General features: G+C 36.2%; 18 protein-coding genes. 17 read left to right on the top strand and 1 reads right to left on the bottom strand.

What is annotated here, in order from left to right:
- The 11 genes from DHD80_RS07110 to DHD80_RS07060 all read left to right on the top strand — a co-directional run bounded on the left by DHD80_RS07110 (position 1) and on the right by DHD80_RS07060 (position 14,375).
- On the top strand, positions 1-1,404 hold the full coding sequence (locus DHD80_RS07110) for a sulfatase (protein WP_251740465.1): 1,404 nt from the start codon (positions 1-3) through the stop codon (positions 1,402-1,404).
- Entirely contained in the window at positions 1,405-2,382 is a 978-nt protein-coding gene (locus tag DHD80_RS07105; RefSeq protein WP_251740464.1) for a family 43 glycosylhydrolase, read from the top strand. It begins immediately after the preceding gene.
- 43 nt (positions 2,383-2,425) lie between these two features.
- Complete coding sequence (locus DHD80_RS07100; protein ID WP_251740463.1) at positions 2,426-4,351, top strand: glycoside hydrolase family 97 protein; 1,926 nt, start codon at positions 2,426-2,428, stop codon at positions 4,349-4,351.
- Positions 4,352-4,361: 10 nt separating this feature from the next.
- Positions 4,362-5,969 (top strand): sulfatase, encoded by a 1,608-nt coding sequence (locus DHD80_RS07095; RefSeq protein WP_251740462.1) that lies wholly within the window; start codon positions 4,362-4,364, stop codon positions 5,967-5,969.
- Positions 5,970-5,994: 25 nt separating this feature from the next.
- Entirely contained in the window at positions 5,995-7,125 is a 1,131-nt protein-coding gene (locus DHD80_RS07090) for a glycoside hydrolase family protein (protein ID WP_251740461.1), read from the top strand.
- 193 nt (positions 7,126-7,318) lie between these two features.
- On the top strand, positions 7,319-8,785 hold the full coding sequence (locus DHD80_RS07085; protein ID WP_251740460.1) for a GDSL-type esterase/lipase family protein: 1,467 nt from the start codon (positions 7,319-7,321) through the stop codon (positions 8,783-8,785).
- A 2-nt stretch (positions 8,786-8,787) separates the two neighbouring features.
- The gene (locus DHD80_RS07080) at positions 8,788-9,618 is read left to right on the top strand and encodes a prolyl oligopeptidase family serine peptidase (RefSeq protein WP_251740459.1); all 831 of its coding nucleotides are present in this window, start codon (positions 8,788-8,790) and stop codon (positions 9,616-9,618) included.
- Between the two features lies 1 nt (position 9,619).
- On the top strand, positions 9,620-10,696 hold the full coding sequence (locus tag DHD80_RS07075; protein WP_251740458.1) for a glycoside hydrolase family protein: 1,077 nt from the start codon (positions 9,620-9,622) through the stop codon (positions 10,694-10,696).
- 176 nt (positions 10,697-10,872) lie between these two features.
- Positions 10,873-13,164: a glycoside hydrolase family 95 protein gene (locus DHD80_RS07070; protein ID WP_251740457.1), complete on the top strand. Its 2,292-nt coding sequence runs from the start codon at positions 10,873-10,875 to the stop codon at positions 13,162-13,164.
- A 91-nt stretch (positions 13,165-13,255) separates the two neighbouring features.
- Positions 13,256-13,651 (top strand): hypothetical protein, encoded by a 396-nt coding sequence (locus DHD80_RS07065; RefSeq protein WP_251740456.1) that lies wholly within the window; start codon positions 13,256-13,258, stop codon positions 13,649-13,651.
- Positions 13,620-14,375 carry a glycoside hydrolase family protein gene (locus DHD80_RS07060; protein ID WP_251740455.1) on the top strand — a complete coding sequence of 252 codons (756 nt, stop codon included), beginning with the start codon at positions 13,620-13,622 and terminating at the stop codon, positions 14,373-14,375. Before DHD80_RS07065 ends, DHD80_RS07060 begins: the two co-directional genes overlap by 32 nt.
- A 143-nt stretch (positions 14,376-14,518) precedes the next feature.
- Here DHD80_RS07060 and DHD80_RS07055 read toward each other — a convergent pair whose 3' ends face one another.
- Complete coding sequence (locus tag DHD80_RS07055; protein WP_251740454.1) at positions 14,519-14,695, bottom strand: ATP-binding protein; 177 nt, start codon at positions 14,693-14,695, stop codon at positions 14,519-14,521.
- A gap of 990 nt (positions 14,696-15,685) precedes the next feature.
- Here DHD80_RS07055 and DHD80_RS07050 point away from each other — a divergent pair.
- The 6 genes from DHD80_RS07050 to DHD80_RS07025 all read left to right on the top strand — a co-directional run bounded on the left by DHD80_RS07050 (position 15,686) and on the right by DHD80_RS07025 (position 24,454).
- On the top strand, positions 15,686-17,092 hold the full coding sequence (locus tag DHD80_RS07050) for a sialate O-acetylesterase (RefSeq protein ID WP_251740453.1): 1,407 nt from the start codon (positions 15,686-15,688) through the stop codon (positions 17,090-17,092).
- A gap of 35 nt (positions 17,093-17,127) precedes the next feature.
- Positions 17,128-17,889 (top strand): DeoR/GlpR family DNA-binding transcription regulator, encoded by a 762-nt coding sequence (locus DHD80_RS07045; protein ID WP_251740452.1) that lies wholly within the window; start codon positions 17,128-17,130, stop codon positions 17,887-17,889.
- 295 nt (positions 17,890-18,184) lie between these two features.
- Positions 18,185-21,271 carry a TonB-dependent receptor gene (locus DHD80_RS07040; protein ID WP_251740451.1) on the top strand — a complete coding sequence of 1,029 codons (3,087 nt, stop codon included), beginning with the start codon at positions 18,185-18,187 and terminating at the stop codon, positions 21,269-21,271.
- Between the two features lie 12 nt (positions 21,272-21,283).
- Positions 21,284-22,936, top strand: a complete 1,653-nt coding sequence (locus DHD80_RS07035; RefSeq protein ID WP_251740450.1) for a RagB/SusD family nutrient uptake outer membrane protein — start codon at positions 21,284-21,286, stop codon at positions 22,934-22,936.
- Between the two features lie 7 nt (positions 22,937-22,943).
- Positions 22,944-23,720 carry an SDR family oxidoreductase gene (locus DHD80_RS07030; RefSeq protein ID WP_251740449.1) on the top strand — a complete coding sequence of 259 codons (777 nt, stop codon included), beginning with the start codon at positions 22,944-22,946 and terminating at the stop codon, positions 23,718-23,720.
- Positions 23,721-23,725: 5 nt separating this feature from the next.
- Entirely contained in the window at positions 23,726-24,454 is a 729-nt protein-coding gene (locus DHD80_RS07025) for a sulfite exporter TauE/SafE family protein (RefSeq protein WP_251740448.1), read from the top strand.
- The last annotated feature ends 14 nt before the right edge of the window (positions 24,455-24,468 follow it).

Genomic DNA, 24,468 nt, shown 5'->3' with positions numbered 1-24,468 from the left:
ATGATTCTAAGAGTTTGTATATCACTGTTGGTTTTACTCTCCCTTGCCCAGGGAGAATGTCAGCATAATACTAAACCCGATTCACCGAATATAGTTTTTATCCTTGTAGATGATTTGGGATATTCTGATGTGGGGTATATGGGTTACAAAAAGGGTTTGAATACCCCAAATATTGATCAGCTTGCTAAAAATGGGAGGATATTTGCCCAGGCCTATGCTGCGGCACCTGTTTGTTCCCCTACCCGGGCAAGTATTCTAACCGGTAAATCTCCAGCCGAACTTAAATTGACCTGTCACATTCCTGGTTTACCAATGGCTCAATATCTCGAACGTCAGCACAAAGGAAAATCATTGAAAGAAGCTTTCTTTATAGATCATCTGCTATTAGAAGAAGTAACTCTGGCTGAAGCACTTAAATCCCATGGTTACAAAACGGGTTTTTTTGGGAAATGGCATTTATCGGGTTCCGGCTCTGCCCGTAGCAATAGTGAAGGTGTTATTAACGAGAAATTCCAGCCCCAGCATCAGGGCTTTGATGTAAATATTGGTGGCTGTGCCTACGGACAACCCAGTAGCTGGTTTGCGCCTTATAATAATGCTACGATTCCTGAAAAGGAAGAAGGCGAATATCTCACTGATCGAATGGGAGATGAAGCTGTTAATTATATTACGAAAAGTAAAAACAAACCTTTCTTTCTGTATTTATCCACTTATACAGTACATACGCCATTGAAAGCTCCGCAGCAAGTAGTTAAAAAGAACGATGGAAATACCTACCATGCTATGATTGAAAAACTAGACCAAAATGTGGGTAAGCTAATGAATCATCTAAAACAAAACGATTTGTTGGAAAACACCATGGTGGTTTTTTATTCAGATAATGGTGGCTTGTGGGGTAACCCGCCACTTAGAGGTAATAAAGGATCCTTACACGAAGGAGGAGTACGAGTTCCTCTTGTCATAAGCTGGCCCGGAAAAATAGAACCTGGAAAAAGTGAAACACCGGTAACAAGCATAGATTTATTCCCAACAATCATGGAGGTTGTAAATAATAAATCAACGATTGCTGATCATATGGAAGGAATCAGTTTGTTGCCAGAGCTTTTACATCAAAAGGAATTGAAGGATAGACCTCTCTACTGGCATTTTCCACATTATAGAAAAGAAGGTCAGGACATGGGAGCAGCTATACGAGAAGGGGACTGGAAACTCATTCAGGATTTTGAAAGCGATAGTATATATCTGTACAATCTCAAAAAAGATCTGGGGGAAGTCGAAAACCTTGTTGAAAAGCATCCTCAAAAGGCAGGGGAGCTACTGGAGAAGTTAAAAAGCTGGCAAAAAAAATCGAATGCCGAGATGCCGCAGAAAAACAAAGATTTTAAAAGTGAAACACCTCATTAAATGAATATTTTAAGAAGAAATATTGTAGTAGTTTTTTTACTGTTGTCTATCTCAGTCCTGGCACAGGATTTACAAACAGTAGTAACCTCAGACTATAACCTGAAAGGTATAGGGAAGGAAAACGATGTTATGCGTAGAGATCCCAGCGATATTATAAAAGTTGGAGATTTATTTTACGTCTGGTATTCAAAAGGCAAAATTTCTTCGGGTTACGATGCCACTATTTGGTATGCTACCTCGCTCGATGGAAAAAACTGGGAAGAACAGGGTATGGCTCTGGGAAAAGGTAAACCGGAAACATGGGAAGAAAATAGTGTTTTTACCCCTAATATTCTCGTAGCCGAAGGTAAATACTGGTTGTTCTATACAGGAGTTTCCAAAGACTATAAAAAAAAACCTTATAGTCCGGATTCTAAAATTGGAATTGCGGTTTCCACTTCACCCAATGGCCCCTGGAAAAGAATATCCGGCAATCCGGTGCTTAAGAACAGTAATAATAGAGAGGAGTTTGACAGCCACCTTGTTGATGACGCCTGCCTTATCGTTCGAGAAGGAAGGTATTTGTTGTATTACAAAGGACGGCAATTAGGGAAAAGTGCACGAGAAACAAAGATGGGGGTCGCCATTGCCGACCATCCGCAAGGTCCGTATGTAAAGCATGAGGAAAACCCGGTTATTCCCGGTAATCATGAAGTGCTGGTATGGCCCCAAGGCAAAGGCGTGGCAGCAATGATCGGAACAGTTGGGCCGGAACATATTACCAATACTATCCGGTATGCAGATGATGGGATTCATTTTACCAAAATATACGATTTGGAAAATAGCCCAACGGCCGGTGGCGCTTATCGTCCGGAAGCTTTCACCCAAAGCGGAACAGGAGAAATGCCCGAATGGGGTGTTAAGATCGGCAAGCCTAACAGGCAAAAAGGAGAGCTGCCCTTTATACAGGGTTTTAAATTAGTCCGGGGTTCAAAATAGATATAATTGGCCATTCTGCAGAAGAAATTAAATTAAAGAATTAATGAGTACACGATACAAAATAGGGATGCTTTTTCTACTGATAGCACTTTTATTATCTGCCTGTTCAGAAAACGAAAAAAACAGCAAACTTCGGGTGCAATCGCCTGATGAATCAGTACAAATTGAGTTTAGCGATACAGCCGGTGTTTTGGAATATCAATTGCAATGGCAGGGACAGGAAATTGTGGGTTCATCGCAATTATCAATACTTCCTAATGCCCATATCTCCATCCTGGAATCAAAAATAACTTCTGAAGATACCAGCTGGGAACCGGTTTGGGGACAGCAAAGTAATATCCGTAACAATTTTAAAGAACTGCAGTTAGATATAGATGTTGATGGTACAGGCGGGAAACTACTGGCCAGGGCTTATAACAACGGGGTCGCTTTCCGTTTTGTCCTGGATAAAGGTGAAAAACCACAGGAAGCCAATTTGAAAATTGAATACGCTTTCCCCCAAGGGAGTAACTATTACACCCCTGCCGGTGAAAGTGAACCTCTTGGCCCCGTGGATTTCGGTGGATTAACCGATTTCTTAAAAGAGGAGGGTGCGAGAAAAAGAAAAATTAGTATTCCCCTGGTTGTTGAATCTCCCAATCAATTACATATGGCTCTTTTAGAATCCGATTTATATGCCGCAAAGGGGATTGAGTCCATGCGCCTTGGTATCACCCAGACAGAAGGAAAGATCGAATCTGTAAACAAGGTAGCATTAAATGAAAAAGAATGGACAAGCCCGTGGAGGGTGATCCTCTTTGGAAAATCGGCCGGCGATCTTGTGGTGAATACCGTTCCTGTGAATCTGGCAACACCCTCCAAACTGGAAAATACAGACTGGATAAAACCGGGAAAAACATTATGGGACTGGCGTGTTCACGGCTACACTGCGCCAGATGGTTTTGTGTATGGTATCAATACCGAAAGTTATTTCCGTTTTATTGATTTTGCCGCTGAAAATGATATTGATTATTTCCTTATCGATGATGCCTGGTATAAGAAAGTCACCAAAGGAAACTTTGAGCTATCGGATAAGCTGAACCTTGAAAAAGTGATCGATTATGCGGAAAAAAAAGAGGTAGATTTAATGTTGTACTACGACAGGAGGCACGGGGAGTATGGCGATGACGAGCTTTTTCCTTATTATCAGTCTTTGGGAATGAAAGGCATCAAATACGGCTTTATGGGCAATAATGTGGAATTTACCAGGGATGCCATAGAGAAAAGCGCAAAAAGCAAATTGTTGATAGATTTTCACGACGGCCCCGTACCCTTAACCGGCATACGTCGCACTTATCCTAATGCCATCACCCGGGAATACGGGCATGCCCAACAGGACTCACGGCGTGCTTTTACCCCTGAATCCTTCATTAAAATGGCCCTTATAAATGCCATCACCGGGCCTTTAGACCTGAATAATGGTAATTTTGATCTAACGGGCATCAACCGCGGATTACGCGAAAAAGGGCCACGCCAAACAAACTCTTATTTTTCCACGGTAGCTTCTGAAGCGGCACGTACGCTGATCATTTTCAGTGGCCTGGTCTGCATCCCCGACGCCCCGGAGGCTTATGCAGCTAAGGCCGATTTATTTGAATTTATTCAAAAGATGCCGGTTGGAAAATGGGACGAGAGCCTCATCCTCCATTCTAAAATGGATGAATACATTAGCACCGCAAGGCGGCATGGCAAGGAGTGGTTTATTGGGAGTGTTTATAACCAACAAGGGGGAACACTGGATATAAAACTCGATTTCTTAGAGGAAGGCAAGGAATACGAGGTGACTTACTATGAAGACACTAAAGAAACCCATTGCAAAACCAATCCTGAAGCCTACCGGGTAAGAAAAGGGAAACTAAAAAAAGGTGATGTGGTAAAAGCGGTAATGGCGCCAGGTGGAGGCCATTGTATGTGGATTACACCAATTTAAAATTAAATATATGAGTAAAATAGTAATAATAGTTACAATATTATTTTTGTTTTTATCCTGTGATCCAGGTAGCAAAAAAGTGAAAGCCCCTAAAAAGCCTAATATCTTATTTATATTGGTTGATGATTTAGGCTATGCCGATTTAAGTGTGATGGGAAGTAAATATTATGAAACCCCAAACATCGACAAAATTGCAAATTCAGGAACTGTTTTTACAAGCGGATATGCGGCTTCCAGGGTTTGTAGCCCTTCCAGAGCAAGTTTAATGACAGGGCAATTCCCTGCAAGACATGGAATTACCCAGTTTGAAGGAGATAGAAATAGTGGGCAATCCTGGAAAGAACGTAAACGCTATACCAAATTATTGCCCCCAGAGTATAAACATCATTTAGATTTCGATGCTGTAACATTACCAGAAGCTTTTAAAGAACAAGGATACGCTACTTTTTTTGCAGGTAAATGGCACCTGGGTAGCAAGGAACAGGGATCATTGCCTACAGATCATGGGTTTGATGTTAATATTGGTGGAAACGCTGCGGGAAGTCCTAGTGGTGGATATTTTTCTCCATATAAAAACCCAAATTTACCAAATTTACCAGAAGAAAAAGGATTGAACTTGTCTATGAAATTGGCAAATGAAACCAGTAAGTTTATAAAAGAAAATAAAAACAATCATTTTCTTGCCTACCTTTCTTTCTATGCAGTTCACGGTCAGATACAAACAACTAAAGAAAAATGGACAAAATACCGTAACAAGGCAGAAAAAATGGGTATTCATGAAAGTGGATTTGAAATGGAACGGGTTTTACCTGCAAGAAAATATCAGGACAATCCGGTATATGCTGGTTTAATTGAGCATGTAGATGAAGCTATTGGTACGGTGATGAAAACATTAAAAGATTTAAATTTAGATAAGAATACAATTGTTGTTTTCACATCAGATAACGGAGGGGTTACTTCTGGGGATAACTTCTCTACCAACCAACTTAGTTTAAGGGGAGGAAAAGGATACCAATGGGAAGGTGGAGTTAGAATCCCATATTTTATTTATGTTCCTTGGATAAAACAAAACGGAGCTAATATTGAAGTTCCTGTATCAGGTACAGATTTATATCCCACATTATTAGATTTGGCAGGTTTACCGCTCCAACCAAAAGCACATGTGGATGGTGTAAGTTTAAAACCCCTTTTGCTTGGAGAAGATATTGAAGAAAGGCCACTTTATTGGCATTATCCGCATTATGGAAATCAAGGTGGAGAACCAAGTTCAATCATCAGAAAAGGAAAATGGAAATTGATTTATTATTGGGAAGATCTACATTCCGAGTTATACAATTTAGAAGCTGATTTAGGGGAACGTAATGATGTTGCAGATAACCATCCTGAAATTACAAAACAGATGAAAACTCAGTTGTTAGATTGGTTAGATTCTACAGACACACACTATGCAGAAGTAGATCCAGAATGGGATGAAGAAGCTCGTGAAAAATGGTTAGAGAACCAGAAAACAAAATTATTACCTAGACTAGAAAAACAACGCGAACAAATGTTAAGCCAAAATTGGGAACCGAATAAAGACTGGTGGGGAAGTGAAGTTGAAGATGAAGTAAAAGAATAATAATTATAAAATTACAAACTGCTTCTTGGATAAATATATTACAAAAAATCAAATCAAAATGAAATTTAATCAAATATCACTATTTGCACTTGTACTTATTTGTTTAGCTTGTAATAACAAGGTTAAAAAAACAAAAAATAATGATGCCAATGAAGTAGCTAAAGTCAGTACTGATAAAATGACATTCGAATACATTGGAGATGCAGCTCAACAAGAAGGAATGCATGTTTGGGGATCTTCCCCGGTACAAGGTAAAAACGGAAAAACACATTTGTTTGCAGCTCAATGGCCAACCAAAACACAATCTGATTTTAGTGGTTGGTTTAAAGATTGTGAAATAGGGCATTATGTAAGTGACAATCCTGAAGGGCCTTTTGAATATGTAGGTGTAGCAGTACCAGATAAGGATGGTCTATTCAATTCTCCACATAATCCAACTATTAGTAATATAGAGGGTCAGTATCAACTTTGTTTTATTGTAAATGAGGATAACGATTTAAAAACACAACGTATAGTAATGTATGTTGCTGACGATCTTAACGATACTTGGAGACCTGCTAAAGGAGCAGAGCCAGATGGTACCATTTTACGTAAAACTCAGGATCCTAATACTTGGAATTATACTGCCAAGCTTGGAGTTTCTAACCCATCCTTAATAAAATATAATGGTAAATATTTTCTATATCATAAATCTGTGGTTAAAAAAGAGACTAAAGGATATGTTTATGTATACGGGGTCGTAGTTGCTGATAATGTAGAAGGGCCATATATACATACCCCTACAAGAGTAACCGATCCTAAAATGCCTCTTGAAGATGCATTTGCATTTACTATGAATGATTCTGTTTATATGTTAAGCCGTGATTTTAGAGGTGCTCTAGGAAATAGAGGTGGTGGTTTGTTATGGAAATCTGAGGATGGTTTTTCATTTCCTGCTGAAAAGACTGTACGTGCTTATGAAGATTTACAACATTATGTTGGAGAAGAGTATTTAAAAGATGCTATTTCATATAGAGGTAAAAAAGACGGACATCTAGAACGTGCACAAATACTTTTTATTGATGACAAACCAGCTTATTTATATTTGGCTACAGGTGTTCAAGTGAAACCTGGTTATGGTAGTAGTTCTCATGTATTTAAAATTAGTTTTGAGTAGTTTAAATTCTTATGAAACATTTATATTTAATAATCAAAAATAGAAGTATTCTAAATGTAATAATTCTATTAATACAACTCTTTTACATAAATACTCCCTTAAAAATTTAGTTAATAAAATATACTCTTTTTAGTATAATAGATATAATTAGCATATTTAAAACAGATAAAAGAGTATTTAATGTAATGAAATAATGAAATCACAAAAAGCAATCTTAAGCTTAATACTTGTAATTTTTACAGCCCTAAATCTAATAGCTCAAAACATTGTTCCAGACAAAAAAGTTGTTTATAAAGAAATTCAAGGAGACAGTTTATCACTTCATATTTTTAACCCCCAAAAGACTACAAAACCAACTGCGGCTATTGTGTTCTTTTTTGGAGGTGGATGGGTTTCTGGAAATCCAAAACAATTTTATCAGCAAAGCAAGTATTTTGCCTCTAGAGGAATGCTGGCCATATCTGCAGAATATAGAATAAAAAACACACACGGAACTACGCCTTTTGATGCTGTTGAAGATGCAAAATCTGCCATTCGTTGGGTTCGTGAACATGCAAAAGAATTAAATATTGATCCTACTAAAATTGTTGCTAGTGGAGGCTCTGCCGGAGGACATATTGCAATAACAACAGCGTTAATAGAGGGGTTAGACAACCCTAATGAAAATCTATCCATTAGTTCTGTTCCTAATGCTGTGGTAGCGTATAATCCTGTTTTAGATACTACTAAAGAAGGATATGGATATGGAAAAGTTGCTGGTAGAGAAACAGAAATATCTCCCTGTCATCAAATAAAAAAGAATATGCCTCCCGTATTATTGTTTCATGGAACTAAAGACGAAACGGTACCTTTTGAAAATGCGGAACGCTTTACCAATTTAATGAAAAAAGCTGGGAACGAATGTGAATTAATAGCTGTAGAAAATGCTGGTCATGGTTTTTTTAATGGTGATTTTTTTAGAAAAGGAACAGGAAACAAATACTTTAATTTAACAACCTATCAAACAGATGTGTATTTAGAAAAATTGGGATATCTGAAAAAAAAGCCGACCATAAACAAAAATATAAAACAAGTATCTTGTATTGGAGATAGCAATACACAAGCTAAATATCCTAAGTTTTTACAAGAAAGAATAGGGGATAAATATCAGGTAAAAAATTTTGGAAAAGGAGGTGCGACATTGCTTCAGGGAACAACCTATCCATATTTTAAGACAGAGCAATATAAAAAATCATTAAAATTTACTCCAGATATTGCTTTGATAATGTTTGGAACAAACGATGCAAATGTAAAGTGGTGTTTAGATAAAAATAGAAAAACAGAATTTACAGGAACTCCAAAAGAAGAGTTTAAAAGTCAGTACGTTAAATTGATAAATACCTACAAAAACAAGAATAAAAATGCAGAAATATACGTGTTAACTCCGCTACCTATTTACGAGCATCCTAAAAACAGAGACCCAAAAACAAAAGAACGTATAGAGCAGTTACATAAATGGGTGATTCCCGCTATTAAAGAAATAGCCCAAGAGCAGGATGTAGAATTGATAGATGTAAATAAATTGATGAACAAGAGTTTTAAATATACAAGGGATGGTGTGCACCTTACCGAAAAAGGATACAAAGTATTGGCGAAAAAAATAGCTAGAAAAATAAAATAAAAATGAAATATTTTACACTACTATTTTTTTGTCTATTCACACAATTTGTATTGGGTCAAATATCATATGTTGATGGCTTTTCGGAGGGCAACAGCATCGCACAACACGATAGAGAGTTTTATGTAAAAAACACAACAGCTTATAAATATTCCGATGACAAAGGGAATACCATGTCTTACAGACTTTTTTTGCCAGCAGATTACAATCCTAATAAAAAATATCCACTGGTTCTTTCACTTCATGGAGCGGGCTCCAGAGGAAATGACAATCTAAAACAATTATGCCCTTGGGTGGCAGGATGGATAGATAAAGAAGTACAACGAGAACATCCGTGTATTATTTTGATGCCACAATGTCCTAGCAACGAACAATGGGTAAATGTGCCTTGGAAAAACGGATCTTACAATATGAAGGAAATTCCACTTAGTACTCCTATGAAATTAGCAAAAGAGATTTTAGACAAGGTAATTTTAGAAAACTCAGTAGATAAAGATCGTGTTTATGTAATAGGAGTTTCAATGGGAGGATATGGTACTTGGAATTTTATTACACGTTACCACAAAATGATTGCAGCAGCCGTTCCCGTTTGTGGTGCAGGAGATCCATCTATGGCTCAGAATATTAAAAACCTTCCTATTTGGGCTTTTCATGGAGATAAAGATACAACGGTGCCATTATCTGGCTCAATGGAGATGGTTAAAGCGTTGAATAGATTTAAAAAACACCAAGCTCGATTAACAATTTATAAAGGTGTAGGACATAAATCGTATGAGTTAGCATGGAAAAACCCAGGATTGATTGATTGGCTTTTTAGTCAGAAAAAAAATGACTAAAATGAACAAACAAACTTTTAAAATTCTTACAAAAATATTGTTCATATTATTGTTGAGTTATCCTTTACATGTTGAATCACAACAAATAAAAGACACTCTAAATATTGGTAAAATGATCAAACCTTTAAAAAAAGAAGGTGTTTTTCGTGATACTCTATATTACAATTGGGGTGGCTCCGTTATTAAAGATAAAAAAGGTAAATATCATTTGTTTTATTCAAGATGGAAAAGAGAATACACTTTTAATGCATGGTTAACCTTTTCTGAAATTGCTCATGCTGTTTCAGAGACTCCCACCGGGCCATGGAAATATAAAGAAACTATTTTAAAAGGCAAGGATAATGGAAATTGGGATGAAATTACAGCTCATAACCCTAAAATTAAATATTTTAATGGTAATTACTACTTGTATTACATTGCTACAAATTTAGGAGGTGAAGAATATACACACCGAGATTTAATAAGCTTAAGCACGGCGTCATTAAAGAACAAAAAAAGAGGAATACTTCGTAAAAATCAAAGAACAGGAGTAGCAGTTTCTAAATCCATTAATGGGCCTTGGAAAAGAATGGATAAAGCATTGATAGAGCCTTCTGGTCCTATTGAAACCATAGCAGTAAACCCAGCAATTAGTCAGGGAAAAGATGGTAAATACTATCTAATAGTTAAAGGAGATAAACCCAATGAAAAAAAATTCATAAGAAATCAAGCAATTGCTGTATCTAATTCTCCAACAGGGCCTTTTACAATACAGCCTAATCCTGTTATAGGTAATTTGGATACAGAAGATGTTTCTATGTGGTATGATACAAAACAAAATAAATTTTATGCTGTTTTTCATGCACATTCTTACATAGGATTAATGATGTCTATTGATGGGGTGAATTGGGAAAAAGCAAAAAACTATAAGATAACTAGTAAGAGGATACTACTTGAGGATGGTTCTTTCCTACTTCCAAATCGTATGGAACGTCCTTTTGTTTATTTAGAAAATAATAATCCCGCTGTTCTATGTCTTGCAATAAAAAGAGGGAATGATTCTTATACTATTTTTATGCCATTGCAAAATACTGATTGATAAAAGCTTAAAGCATTGAATGTAGGGTTTTATGGTATAAAAATAATCTTTCTTTAATAATACATTTTGAGCTTAAATTGATTCATATACAACATTTATAGAATGTAATTGAGATTTTAGTTGGCTTTAATCGATGTGTATTTGGACAATTATTATTTGTAATCAAATATTGATACATGAAAAAAATTTTAGTCTTTTTTGTTAGTTTATGTTGTGGTACATTAATGAGTCAGTCTCAGGAAAAAACACCCTTAAAAATATGGTTTGAACAACCTACAGATGAATGGAATCAAGGACTTCCTATAGGAAATGGAAATTTAGGAGCTATGATTTATGGTACACCAAAAAAGGAAATTTTCTGTTTAAATGAAGAAACAATTTGGACCGGGGGTAAAGATTACAATCGAGATAAAACAGATGCAGGAAAGTATATTGATACCATTCAAAAAATGTTATTTGATGGTAAATATATGGCTGCTGAAGAAATGGTTCAAAAAAGGATTTTAACAAATAGATTGCCCACTGGAAAAAGCACCTATCAAATGTTGGCTAACTTATTTGTTGAAACTCCAGGTTTAGATTCGGTAAGCGATTACAGGCGTGAATTAGATATTCAAAAATCATTAGTAACCACAACATTTAAAAGTAATGATACTGATTTTAAAAGAGAATATTTTTCTAGTTTTCCAGACAAAGCAATGTTTTATAAATACTCTGCTAATCAACAAGGGAAAATTAATATCTCATCGTGGATAAAACGTAGCGCACAGACTAAAATTTTGGTGTCAGAAAATCGTATTGAATTTTCAGAACATGTTGGTGATGGTCATGGTGTTAAATTTCATGCGATTGTTTATTTTGAAAATAAAGGAGGTGTATCAAAAGTTGAAGACGATAAATTAATAATTGCCAATGCAGATGAAGTATTAATTAAAGTGGTTGCCACGAGCAATTATAGAGGTTTAGATCCTGAAAAAGAATGTGATGCTACATTAAATAAATTAAAAGGTGTTTCTTATGAAAAACTTTTGAATAGACACATTTCAGATTACCAATCTCTATTTAACAGAGTTGATTTTAAAATATCTGACAAAACAGGCGAAGAATTACCAATGGATGTTAGGTTAAAAAAAGTAGAGCAAGGAGCTACAGACAATTACTTAACACAGTTGCAATATCAATTTGGACGTTATTTATTAATTAGCAGTTCTAGACCCGGTAATTTACCAGCGAATTTACAAGGAATTTGGGCAAATGGATTTACCCCACCCTGGAATTCCGATTACCATATCAATATCAACATTCAAATGAATTATTGGATGGCAGAAATGACAAATCTTGCCGAATGCCATGAGCCCTTTTTAGAATATATAGGTAATTTAAGAGAAATGGGGCGTATAACTGCTAAAAAAATATATAATGCAAGGGGTTTTGTAGCACATCATACCAGTGATGCTTGGCATTCTACCGCCCCTTTTGGAAAAGCAAGATACGGGATGTGGCCTATGGGAGCTGCTTGGGCTTGTCAGCATTTATTTACCCATTATGAATATACAGAGAATAGAGAATATCTACAAAATCAAGCTTATCCTATTATGAGAGAAGCTGCCTTATTTTTTGTTGATTTTATGGTTAAAGATCCTAAAACAGGACTTTTAGTTACAGGACCATCTGTATCCCCAGAAAACAACTTTTTAACCAAAGATGGTGAAAAAGCTACCTTAAATATGGGACCAACCATGGATCGTGAAATTATTTTTGAATTATTTCGTAATTGCATTAAGGCAGCAGATATCCTAGGGATTGACAAAGATTTTAGTAATCTTTTAAAAAATAAAATAGAACAAATGCCTCCGCTTAAAATTGGTAGAGATGGAAGATTGTTAGAGTGGGTAGAAGAGCTTAAAGAAGCTGAACCAGGACATAGACATATTTCACATTTATACGCTTTACATCCATCTAATCAAATTTCAAAATCAAAAACACCCGAATTGTTTGAAGCTGCTAAAAAAACACTTAAAGGGAGATTGTCCCATGGTGGTGGACATACTGGGTGGAGCAGAGCCTGGATTATTAACTTTTATGCTCGTTTGTTAGAAGGAGAAAAAGCTTATAAAAATATTTTAGCCTTGCAAAAAAAATCAACGTTGCCCAATCTTTTAGATGTGCATCCGCCTTTTCAAATTGATGGTAATTTTGGGGTGGTGTCTGGAATTACAGAAATGTTAATGCAAAGTCATAATGATGAGGTTCATATATTACCCGCATTACCAACCGCATGGGCTTCTGGAAGCATTAAAGGAATTGTTGCTAAAAAAGGTTTTGAAATTGATATGGAATGGGAATTAGGTAAGTTAAAAACGTTAATCATTAAATCTAAATTAGGAAACACTTTAAAGCTGCATTATCAAGACATTGTAAAAGAAATAGAAACTGAAAAAGGAGAAGTTTTAATGTTTAATTATTGATAACAAAGGTGTTAAACTACATAAGTTATACCATGTGTTTTACAATAAATTAAGTACATAGAATTTACAACAATCTTAAAAATTTACATTAATGAAATATATTAGTATAACATTTTTAGTAATTGTAATACCTTTTTTTATTTCTTGTCAAGTGGCAAAAAGCAAGAAAAGTGAAGGCTCTCAAAAACAGTTTCAAACTCCTACTGCCATGTCAGATCATTGGAAATTTGTTGGAGAAGCCGTAAACGAACCGGGTTATGATGTTTGGGGAAGCTCGCCAATAAGAGACAAAGAAGGAAATGTACATCTTTTTTCTGCCAGATGGTCTTCTGAAACTCCTTTTAAAACCGCTTGGCGATATAATAGCGAAATAGCACATTATGTAGCCAAAAAACCTGAAGGTCCTTTTCAGTTCGTAGAAGTAGTGGGAAAGGGAAAAGGAGATGGTTTTTGGAATGCTGCAGGATTTCACAATCCTAATATTTAGAAAAATTGATGATAAATATGTTTTGGTATATATTGCTAACGATGGAGCAAAAAACCATGGGCCTAGCCAAAAAATAGGAATGCTTATAAGTAATAGCCTAAATGGCCCTTGGAAAGAAATTCCAAATAAAAACGAACCTTTGTTAAGCCCCCCAAACGACAATGCTATTTGGTGTTCTGGTAGTGGTGTGGGGGTAAATAACCCTAGTTTAATAAAACATCCTAACGGAAAATATCTTTTATATTTTAAAGCAATGGCAGGGGCTAAAGGGACGGGAGCAAAAGTAAGTATGGGGCTTGCTATTTCAGAAAAATTAGTGGGACCGTATATTATTCAGCCAAATCCAATTACTACTAATGAAGTGAGAATAGAAGATGGTTATGCCTTTTTATGGAAAAACCAAATTTGCTTAATGACCACTGATAATCATGGAATTCTTGAAAAAGGGGGTGGTTTGCTTTGGGTATCAAAAGACGGAGTTAAATTTAATGCAAAACCTTTATCTGGATTCCATAATTATCAAGATTTTTATCTTAAAGGGAGTTTCCCAAAAGGAGCTAATGTACGTTATGGTGGTAAAAAAGTAAAGTTTGAAAGACCTCAGTTGTTATTGGATGCTAATAATGAACCTGAATACCTTTATTGTCCAAGTGGGGTTGCATTAGATGGAAGTGATGGTACAAATTCTTATGTATTAAAATATCAGAAAGAAACTAAAAATTAAATGTTTTATAAAAAACAAAACAAGATTTAATCTATCTTCTTATCAATAGATATTCGGGTGATGTTGATTCCCTATTCAAGGATTTTGGTAAAAAGGATATGTTGGCCTTTGCCAATTTATCAAAGAATTTTAAGAAGCTTCCATCAATTCGAGTATTTTTGGGCTTCATCAGTAACTTCTGGGTATAGCACCTTATTTCCCTGGCTACGGGTCTGATGACCTAAAGCCGGGGTGAAGAAGCTCTTTCCGCAGCCTGTGGTTCCGGTAAGTAATACTGATTCTCCTTTTTCCAGATAGTTTCTGGTTGAATATATATTCATAAACCTTTTTCAAATTATTTGAATCTGCCTGGTCAAAAGAATTGGCAAAACCTTCACTCGCTAGATATTTAAACTTTTCGCTTTCTGCCAGGGATTGCAAGATTTTATTAGGTTGATGACCCTTTGGATACCGCTAGTGGAAAGAATTCCTTTTATTTGTTTTGTTGTTTTTCTGTCTAATTCAGAAAATAAAAGATCCTGCCTGGAGCGATGTAGCAGAAGTATTGCTTTGAAAAAAATCAGGAGTATTGAACAAATCATCATCCAGAAAATCGAGCTTAAAATGTACGGCTACTGCTTCAGCTTAGTTTCTTCCCTGTAATAATCTGTATCATTTAACCACATATGTGGCAGGTTTTCTCCTAATAATACAATCTCTCCCGGCTCAAATTATTAATATTGTCTCCTACGAACCTTGTGCCGTAAGAGAATTAATCTAAAAAGCCCCGGTAAGGTATTCTAAAGTTCGTTTTCTGTTGATTCACTCATTAGCTATAAATATTACATTGGGTAAAGTATCGGGAAAGCTTTTTGAATATCATTAATACCAATTAAAAGGAATATTTTTGAGGGTTGTCCTTCGGTTACTTCATCAAGTCTTTTCAAGATTCCAAAAGTGGATCGCCAGAAATCCCCCTGTTTATTGCTATAGTCAACTGTAATAGTTCATTCCAGTGAGCTCGTGCGGTAATACTATTTCCTAGCAAGATGTATCGAGATACCTTCTGAACAGTTTACTACCTGAACAAGACAGCTTTTTGGTCTATAAGTAGTCTTAATAGAGTTTTGAGCATAGTAAGGTAAACAGCTTGCGATAATTATTAGCGCTTAAATTCTCCATATTAGTTTGCCTTTAAATGTTATCCCTAAGAGAAACTAAAAAAAGTTTTAAAACATTATATTATTGTTTTTATTTTTTTATTTTAACAAAAAAAGTGAAATATTTAAGAATAATATGAAACCTTAGTATGTATTATTTAATATTAAAAAATGAATAAAAATTTCTTTTATGTCTTATTTTTTTTAGGATTAATGGGACATTCTCAGCAATTACCCCAATTCTTTTCAGATAATATGGTTTTACAACAGAATGATACGGTTCCCATATGGGGTTTAGATAAACCAGGGCAGAAAATCCAAATAACGACTTCTTGGGAATATAAGGTAGCAACAAAAACTAACGAGAAGGGTGAATGGCGTGTAATGCTTCCAACTAAGGAAGCTGGCGGACCTTACAATATATATATTCAGGGAAGTAATCTAGATACAATTCATAATATTTTACTTGGAGAGGTTTGGCTTGCTGCTGGGCAATCCAACATGAATATTCCCTTGAAGGGTTATCGTAATACTCCAATTGACGGGGCACTTGATGCTCTATCAAATGCAGACCATCATGAAATACGATTCTTTAGAGTCAATAGAAACCCAACTTTGCGTCCAGCATCTGATATGAGTGGCGAGTGGAAAATATCCAGTCCAGAAAATGCCATGGAGTTTAGTGCAGTAGCTTATTTTTTTGCGGATCAACTTCGTGACAAGCTGGATGTGCCTATAGGTATTATAACTTCAAGCTGGGGCGGATCCAAAGTTCAGGCATGGCTTGGGGAGGATTCGGCTACAAAATTCTCCGAATTAATTATTCCTAAAGTTTTGGGGGATTCGGGTAAAGATAAACGCACCACGCCCACATCTTTATATAATGGAATGATTTCGCCCCTACAGGATTATGCGATTAAAGGATTTCTATGGTATCAGGGTGAGTCTGATAGAGAAACTACCAATTATAAGGAATTATTCGTGGAGTTAATTGATTCCTGGCGATTGCAATGGCATGATTCAAAATTGCCATTTTATTTTGTTCAGATTGCTCCTTTTTCCTATGATGCATTAAATCCTGTTCCTGGCGGGGATGCGGCTCGTGTACGGGAAGCGCAGTTACAAACATATCTAAGTGTTTCTGGGACTGGTATGGTGGTTACTATGGATGTGGGTGATTGCCAGGATGTTCATCCGTCTCAAAAGAAGGTGGTGGGAGATCGTCTGGCATATTGGGCTCTTGCGGATACTTATCAAATACTCATACCATATCAAAGTCCAATTTTCAAAAAAGCCGTTTTGCAAAAAAAAACTGGTGAAGTCAAAGTCTATTTTAATTATGCAGCATCGGGATTCATTCGGCAAAAGAACCTGAAAGGATTTTATCTAAGTGATGATGGAAAAAAATTCAAAACTGCTAAGGCTCGAATAAGTGATGATGGAAATGTGCTTTTGTCTATTGATGGTCTACAACCAAGATTTCTAAGCTACGGTTATGGGGATTGTGTCGAAACTGGATTGAAGAATACCTATGGCTTACCAGCGGCTCCCTTTAAAGCATCGGTACTTGTTGAGTAAGCTTTAAGATTATTTAATTAATTTTTCTAAACTTCATGAATACTGTAGAGCGTCACCAGAAAATTATTCACAAAATTAATCATAAAGGACAGGTTAAAAGCCAAATGCTCTGTGAGGAACTTGATGTTTCATCTGTGACCATTCGCAAAGATTTAAAATTTTTAGAAGAAAAGGGAATGCTGTACCGTATGCATGGAGGTGCCACACTTTCTAATCCTTATGCTATAGATCGACATTTAAACGAAAAGGAGAAGCTTTACCTTGACGAAAAGATGCGGATTGGTATTGCTGCTTCTAAGCTTATTACGGTTCATGATTCTGTATTAATGGCATCAGGAACCACAGTGCTTGCACTTGCAAAAAATATTAGCCCTCTTGAGAATCTAACAGTTATTACAAGTGCTTTAAATGTAGCAATTGAACTTAATCAACATCGTGAAATTGAAGTTATTCAGTTAGCGGGAATCCTTAGGAAAAGATCCTCCTCAGTTACCGGAATGTTTGCAGAAGAAAATTTAAAAGATTTTTCCTGTACGAAACTTTTTATGGGTGTAGATGGTATAGATCTGGAATTTGGCCTGACTACCGCAAATGTAGCAGAAGCTCGTCTTAATCGTGAAATGATAAAGGTATCTCAAAAAACTATTGTATTAGTTGATTCCTCAAAATTTGGAAAAAGAGGGTTTGGGAGAATTTGTGGCTTTGACAATATTGATGAAATAATTACCGATAATCAGATCTCCAATTTCAGTAAAAGCGAACTAGAAAATTTTGGGATCAAGATTACTATTGTCTAGTATTCTAAGACAAGCCTTTATTATTAATATTTTACTTATTATTTAAATTCTTGTTTCGATTGCTTTTTGTTAAAATTGAATTTAATAATCCTGTAAAAACATTTAATAAATGAATAATTCTTAATTAATTAAGGATTATTTACGTTAGTTTTTTATTTGAATTGTTTTTTTTTGTTATATTTGAAAAGTTAAAAACTCTTAAAAAGAAATTATCTGAAATGAAATAAAACTTCTTCCTGAACGTGTACAAATCAAGGTTTACTCTACACTAATCCTTTTTACAAAAACATTTATTATGAAAAATGATTTACGTACATGTTTTTTAGTTCTGGTCTACATATTTTCCTGTCAGGTTTGGTCTCAGACCCAACAGGTTGTAACTGGTACAGTTATCGATGATCAGGGAATACCTTTACCCGGGGTTTCTGTAATGGTTAAGGGAACAGCAATGGGAACGGCCACCAATTTTGATGGTGAGTTTTCCTTAAGTGTTTCTGAACCTAAGGATGCTGTCTTGGTATTTTCTTTTCTGGGCTATCAACCGCAAGAAATAGCGGTAGATTTACAAACTACTTTTAATATCACTTTAAAGCAAAGTTCTGAAGGGCTGGATGAAATACTCATTGTAGGGTATGGTACCCAAAATAGAAAAGAACTAATTGGTTCGGTTGCACAAATTTCAAGTGAGGATATTGAAGATCGCCCCATAGCGCAACTTAGAACGGCTCTTACTGGTCAAATGGCAGGGGTGACAGTAACCGACAACACTAGTCGTCCTGGACGACCAAGCGGAAGTATTAGCATAAGAGGTGTAGGGTCATTTGGAGCTAGTCCGCAAGCTTTGATTCTTGTTGATGGTATACCCGTAGATAACTTTAATGATGTCAACCCTAGTACCGTAAAAACGATCTCCGTATTAAAGGATGCTTCTTCTGCAGCTATTTATGGTTCCCGGGCTGCAAATGGTGTTATACTTATTACTACTAAATCTGGGACTTCCGGAAAACCGAAAATTACATATGAAGGGTATTTAGGGATTGAAACACCTACTGCCTTTCCCGATTATGTTAATTCCTGGGAGTATCAGGAAGCCTATTTTGAAGCCGAAAATAATTCTTCTGTCCTCACACAGGATCAACAAAATATTGTTGATCTATATCGTGCGCAAAATGATCCTGAATACCCAAATACTGATTTTTTAAGATCTGTATTATCTAGAGATGGGATTCAAAATAGTCATCGGATAGGAATAAGTGGTGGTACGGATCGCAATACCTATATATTATCTCTCGGGTATTTACATCAAGACGGGTTGGTAATAGATAATGATTTTTCAAGGTACAATATCCGACTAAATTTGGATACAAAAATTAGTGATAAACTGAACTTGACGACTCGGTTATCGGCGATTAATTCCGACCTTAATGAGCCTCTTTCCCCCGCAGGAGTAAGAGGATTTAATGGGTATATGATGCAAATAATTCAACAAGCTGCCAGATTGCCTGGAACATTCGTGGGTAAATACGAAAATGGTGATTATGGTCAAGGGCTGGCTGGAAGTGGAACCCCCATTTCTAATTTAGATAGTGATTCGTTCAATACAGAAAATTCTTTGAATCTAAACGGGAATTTAAGATTGGACTATTCTATAATACCGAATCTAAAAATGTCGTTTATCACCTCTTACATTAGGGATTATAGAAGGGCAAAAAGATTTCGATCGACCCAGCGTATAAATGAAAATATATTATTAGGCCCAAATGAACTAAGTGAATATTTTAATCAAAACTCATATTACACAATTCAGGGTCTTGCAGATTACAATAAAAAATTCAATAAACATGAGATTGGGCTTCTACTAGGATATTCATTTGAGGATTATGACCGCGAAAATCTCTACGCATTTAGAGATAATTTTCCTGGCAATGACTTGTCCGTTTTGGACGTTGGTAGTCCTGACAACCAGAGAGCTAGTGGATCGGGTTCTGAAACTACCCTGGAATCTCAATTTGCAAGATTAAAATATAATTTCGCAAGTAAATATCTTATTGAAGGAGTAATTAGAAGAGATGGTTCTTCAAGGTTTCCCACATCAAATAAATATGCCATATTCCCATCGGTAGCCGTGGGTTGGAGAATAGGTGAAGAAAAGTTTATTGAAGATAATTTTGCCTGGATTAATGAACTTAAATTAAAAGCCTCTTGGGGGGTATTAGGAAACCAGAACATTTCAGATTATGCTTATCAAAATACTCTTAATTCCTCTACATCTTACGCTTATTCCTTTGGAGGAACAATTTCACAAGGAGTTGCTATTAGTACGATAAAAGACAGTGATTTAAAATGGGAATCAACACGGACTCAAGATTTAGGATTAGAAGTAGGTCTTTTTAAAAATCGATTAAATTTTTCTGCTGCATATTACGATAGATATACTTATGATATTTTGTATAGTCCTGCCTCCAGCGTATCAGGAGTTTTAGGCTTTGGAATATCTGAACAAAATACCGGAGAATTAGAAAATACAGGATGGGAATTCACGTTAAATCATAATAATAATCTTGGGGATTTCTCATATAATATTGGGGCTAATTACAGCATTGTCAATAATAAAGTACTTAGTCTTGGAGTTGGGAATGTTGAGCAACCAAATGGACTTGTTGGAAATGGTAGTTCTTTATTTGTAGGTTATCCCATCCAAACTTATTATGGATACATTGCCGAAGGTTTGTTCGTAGATCAAAACGATGTGGACACTTATGCAGATCAATCTGAAATAAACCCGAATGTACAAGCCGGCGATGTAAGATATAAAGATTTAAGTGGTCCGGAAGGAGTGCCAGATGGAAAAGTAGATGATACATACGACAGGACCTATTTAGGCAGTAGAATTCCGAAATACTCCTATGGAATTAATTTAGGAGCCAGCTACAAAGGTTTTGACTTTAGTATGCTGCTACAGGGTTTTGCGGGTGTAAAAGGGAGGCTTTCTGGATATGCTGGCTGGGCTTTTTATAACACTACGGGAAATATCCAGCGTTGGCAATACGAAGGTCACTGGACTGCCGAAAATCCAAATAGAGACGCAGTTTATCCTCGTTTAGAAACTGTACCTGGAGGTGGAACTCCTAATACAATATTATCCTCTTATTGGTTACTTGACGCCTCATACATGAGAATAAAAAATGCTCAATTAGGTTACAACCTACCTGAGGACTTCTTACAAAGTACAGGGATAGCTAATTTAAAAATTTACATTAGTGGTGAGAACTTAGGTACTTTTAGTAATTACAGACAAGGATGGGATCCTGAAATAAGCACTGATGGTGAATTTTATCCTATTTATACTACCTACACCTTAGGCCTTAATCTCTCATTTTAAAACAAAAATATTATGAAAACATATAGATTAATATCATTTCTTTTATATATCTCACTTGCATCATCATTTATTGCTTGTGAAGACCAATTAGAAAAATCTCCTTTAGATGAGTTTGATAATGCCACTTTTTGGAATAGTAAAGAAAATGTAGAATTAGCTTTGTCAGCTGTTTATAGGGGAAACATTGTTGCTAATGCATGGGGTGGAGGTGCCAATGACTGGTGGTCTGGAAATGGATTATTGTATCTTGAATTAGCTAGCGATAATGCTTACCATGGTCAGGGGGAAAATCTTGGATGGAATAGATTATCTAATGGGACTCTTACAGCGGGTGGAATCGGGATCTTATCCAATTATTGGGATAATGGATACAGGCGTGTCGCTAGAACTAATAATTTTTTGGAAAATGTTGACAAGGCACCATTAGAATCTGAAAATCTAAACCGCTTTATCGCGGAGGCTAGATTTATTAGGGCCTCTCAATATTTTTATTTTTCTCAGTATTTTGGATCTGTTCCTTTAGTGACTAAAACTCTTACCCAAGAAGAAGCTAATAATGTCTCCAAAGCATCACATCAGGAACTTGTGGATTTTGTTATTGATGAACTTACTGTGGCAATCCAAGATTTACCACAATTTAAGGATATTCCTAATAGTGAAAGAGGAAGGGCGAGTAAACAGGCAGCCTTAGCTTTTCTTGGTCGTATTCAACTTGCAGAAGGTTATTTTGCTGATGCTGCAAATACATACAAGACAATTATTGATTTTGGTGACAACATCATAGATCCTGATTATCAATCCCTTTTTATAGAATCTAATGAAAATAGCGCTGAGAATATTTTTAGCATCCAATTTATCCCTCAATTACTAGCCAATGGATTCATGCAATATAATGGTCCACGTGTTATTGGCGGATATAGTTTTATCAATCCACTTGGAGATCTTGTGGAATCCTATCAATTTACTGATGGAACAGAATTTTCATATAATGATCCAAGATATAATCCAGAGGATATTGGTGAAAACAGAGATCCGAGATTGAGCTATTCCATTTATTATAATGGCTCTACAATTAGGGATGGTATACAATACATTTCTCATCCAGATTCCAATTCACCAGATAGAATAATGAGATTGAATTCTAAGACTGGATATAGTATTAGAAAGTATATGGATGAATCGATTACTGGAGATTATTATGGAGCTAACGGCGCAGATATTCCTGTGATTAGATATGCTGAAGTTCTTCTTAGTTATTTAGAAGCAAAACTTGAAGCAGGAGATGCTATTGATCAAGGCTTATTAGATCAAACAATTAACCAAGTGCGGGGCAGATCTTCAGTTAATATGCCCCCAGTTACCGAAACAAATTCTTCTTTACTCCGTCCTATTTTAAGGAATGAACGTAGAGTTGAATTAGCTTTAGAGGGATTAAGGTATTGGGATATATTAAGATGGGGTGTTGGATCTGAAGAATTAGTAGGTGATTTTTATGGACATCCTTATCCTGATGCGGAAACAGAAATTCGTAAAAAAGATGCCAGTGCTCCGGAAGATCCTTTCAGCAGGTGGTATGTAACCACAAAAAATTTCCGTGAAGGAATTGATAACTATTGGCCAATCCCACAAGGTGAAGTAAATATTAATCCAAACTTAGCAGATTAAGCGGTAAATGAAAAACATTATAGTTTTAATCACTGGAGGATTGGGGGATATTGGTTTTGCAACATCTGCATACTTTGGGAAAAAAGGGTGCCGGATAGCAATTGCCGATCAAATATCTCCAGATCAGGCTGAACCAAAATTACAACAATTACAACAGCAGGGATGTCACCAGGTCTTTTATCAACAGGTGGATGTTACTAGTGAAGAAGCTGTTTCTAACTGGTTGAAAGTCGTACAAAATCGGTGGGGCGTGCCGCAAATTATTATACCAAACGCGGGAATTGTTGTTGCAGGAGCATTAACTAGTGATGAATTGCAGGCTACAGATATTGAAAAGCAAATAGCAGTTAATTTTTGGGGGGCATATTATGTTTCAGTACATGCATCTCGACTTCTAAAGAAGATGCAATTACCAGGAAGAATCACTTTCATTGGTAGTTGGACAGCTGAACGCCCCACTGTAAGAATTGGAGCTTATTGTATATCCAAGGCTGCAGTTCGTATGCTCTCTAGGACTTTAGCATTAGAATTGGCCGAATACAACATTTTAGTCAATGAGGTCGCTCCTGGAATAGTTTCAGGCGGGCTATCTCAAGCTAATCAGGAAAAGGATGGGCAATTGCGTCAGCGACATCTTGAGGCCATTCCGGTTCATCGTTTGATTCCGCTGGAGGAGGTCGTTCGGCAAATCTGGCAATTGAGTGACCTGAACAATACCAGTATTACCGGTTCCACCATATTAATGGACGGTGGTCTTTCACTTACCTCGAAAATGACACCATAGATAGCATGTCTGAAATCATTCTTATTTGTTTGGTGTTTTTTATAGCCGGCTGGGTTCAGGGTGTAATTGGATTTGGTTTTGCTGTTGCCACCACATTGTTATTGGTTAACAATATGAATTTTACGACACTCGTATTTTTAAATTTATCTATGTCCCTAACAACTGCGGTTATTGCAATGCTATCAGGGAAAAATTTAAAAATGATTGATCGGGGTATTTTAATTCGACTGGCATTGACCGCTTTTGTAGGACTAATTCTGGGATTATTTATTATTGAATGGGTAGACTCAGTAATTTTAAAAAAAGCAACTCTGGTTGTAATTCTGATAGCCTCATTATTATCGTTATCAAAAACCCAGAGTCTGTTTGCTCATCGCCGAATGGTCTGGTTTAGTGGCTTTTTAAGTGGGGTGCTCACGCCCTCAACCGGTATTAATGGACCACTGGTAGCATTACACCTTAATGCTACATTAAAAGATAAAATTGCCACTAGAGCGACGATGCTGGCATACCTCTTTGTTATCATGGGCATGGGAGTAATACTCATGAGCTGGCAACAAGATTTCTCCAATGATACCTGGAGCTTATTATTAAAAGTCCTACTGCCTTCCATAATAGGATATGCATTTGGCCTCTGGTCATTTCGGCAATTATCCAATGGGGTTTTCAAAAAAACGGTTACTGTTTTTTTGATTGCCTCGTCATTAGTTTCACTTATAAAATTATTTAGTTAAAAAATACAATCACA

The sequence above is a fragment of the Gramella sp. AN32 genome (assembly GCF_023718305.1).
GTDB classification, from domain to species: Bacteria; Bacteroidota; Bacteroidia; order Flavobacteriales; family Flavobacteriaceae; genus Christiangramia; species Christiangramia antarctica.
The sequence above is the reverse complement of the archived record's forward strand: the minus strand, read 5'-3'. Positions and strand labels throughout refer to the sequence as shown.

Coding starts and splice junctions, on each gene's coding strand:
- DHD80_RS07105 (WP_251740464.1), top strand. CDS start 1,405: ATGAATATTTTAAGAAGAAATATTGTAGTAGTTTTTTTACTGTTGTCT.
- DHD80_RS07095 (WP_251740462.1), top strand. CDS start 4,362: ATGAGTAAAATAGTAATAATAGTTACAATATTATTTTTGTTTTTATCC.
- DHD80_RS07085 (WP_251740460.1), top strand. CDS start 7,319: ATGAAATCACAAAAAGCAATCTTAAGCTTAATACTTGTAATTTTTACA.
- DHD80_RS07045 (WP_251740452.1), top strand. CDS start 17,128: ATGAATACTGTAGAGCGTCACCAGAAAATTATTCACAAAATTAATCAT.
- DHD80_RS07070 (WP_251740457.1), top strand. CDS start 10,873: ATGAAAAAAATTTTAGTCTTTTTTGTTAGTTTATGTTGTGGTACATTA.
- DHD80_RS07060 (WP_251740455.1), top strand. CDS start 13,620: ATGCTGCAGGATTTCACAATCCTAATATTTAGAAAAATTGATGATAAA.
- DHD80_RS07030 (WP_251740449.1), top strand. CDS start 22,944: ATGAAAAACATTATAGTTTTAATCACTGGAGGATTGGGGGATATTGGT.
- DHD80_RS07050 (WP_251740453.1), top strand. CDS start 15,686: ATGAATAAAAATTTCTTTTATGTCTTATTTTTTTTAGGATTAATGGGA.
- DHD80_RS07035 (WP_251740450.1), top strand. CDS start 21,284: ATGAAAACATATAGATTAATATCATTTCTTTTATATATCTCACTTGCA.
- DHD80_RS07040 (WP_251740451.1), top strand. CDS start 18,185: ATGAAAAATGATTTACGTACATGTTTTTTAGTTCTGGTCTACATATTT.
- DHD80_RS07055 (WP_251740454.1), bottom strand. CDS start 14,695: ATGAATATATATTCAACCAGAAACTATCTGGAAAAAGGAGAATCAGTA.
- DHD80_RS07075 (WP_251740458.1), top strand. CDS start 9,620: ATGAACAAACAAACTTTTAAAATTCTTACAAAAATATTGTTCATATTA.
- DHD80_RS07080 (WP_251740459.1), top strand. CDS start 8,788: ATGAAATATTTTACACTACTATTTTTTTGTCTATTCACACAATTTGTA.
- DHD80_RS07110 (WP_251740465.1), top strand. CDS start 1: ATGATTCTAAGAGTTTGTATATCACTGTTGGTTTTACTCTCCCTTGCC.
- DHD80_RS07065 (WP_251740456.1), top strand. CDS start 13,256: ATGAAATATATTAGTATAACATTTTTAGTAATTGTAATACCTTTTTTT.
- DHD80_RS07025 (WP_251740448.1), top strand. CDS start 23,726: ATGTCTGAAATCATTCTTATTTGTTTGGTGTTTTTTATAGCCGGCTGG.
- DHD80_RS07100 (WP_251740463.1), top strand. CDS start 2,426: ATGAGTACACGATACAAAATAGGGATGCTTTTTCTACTGATAGCACTT.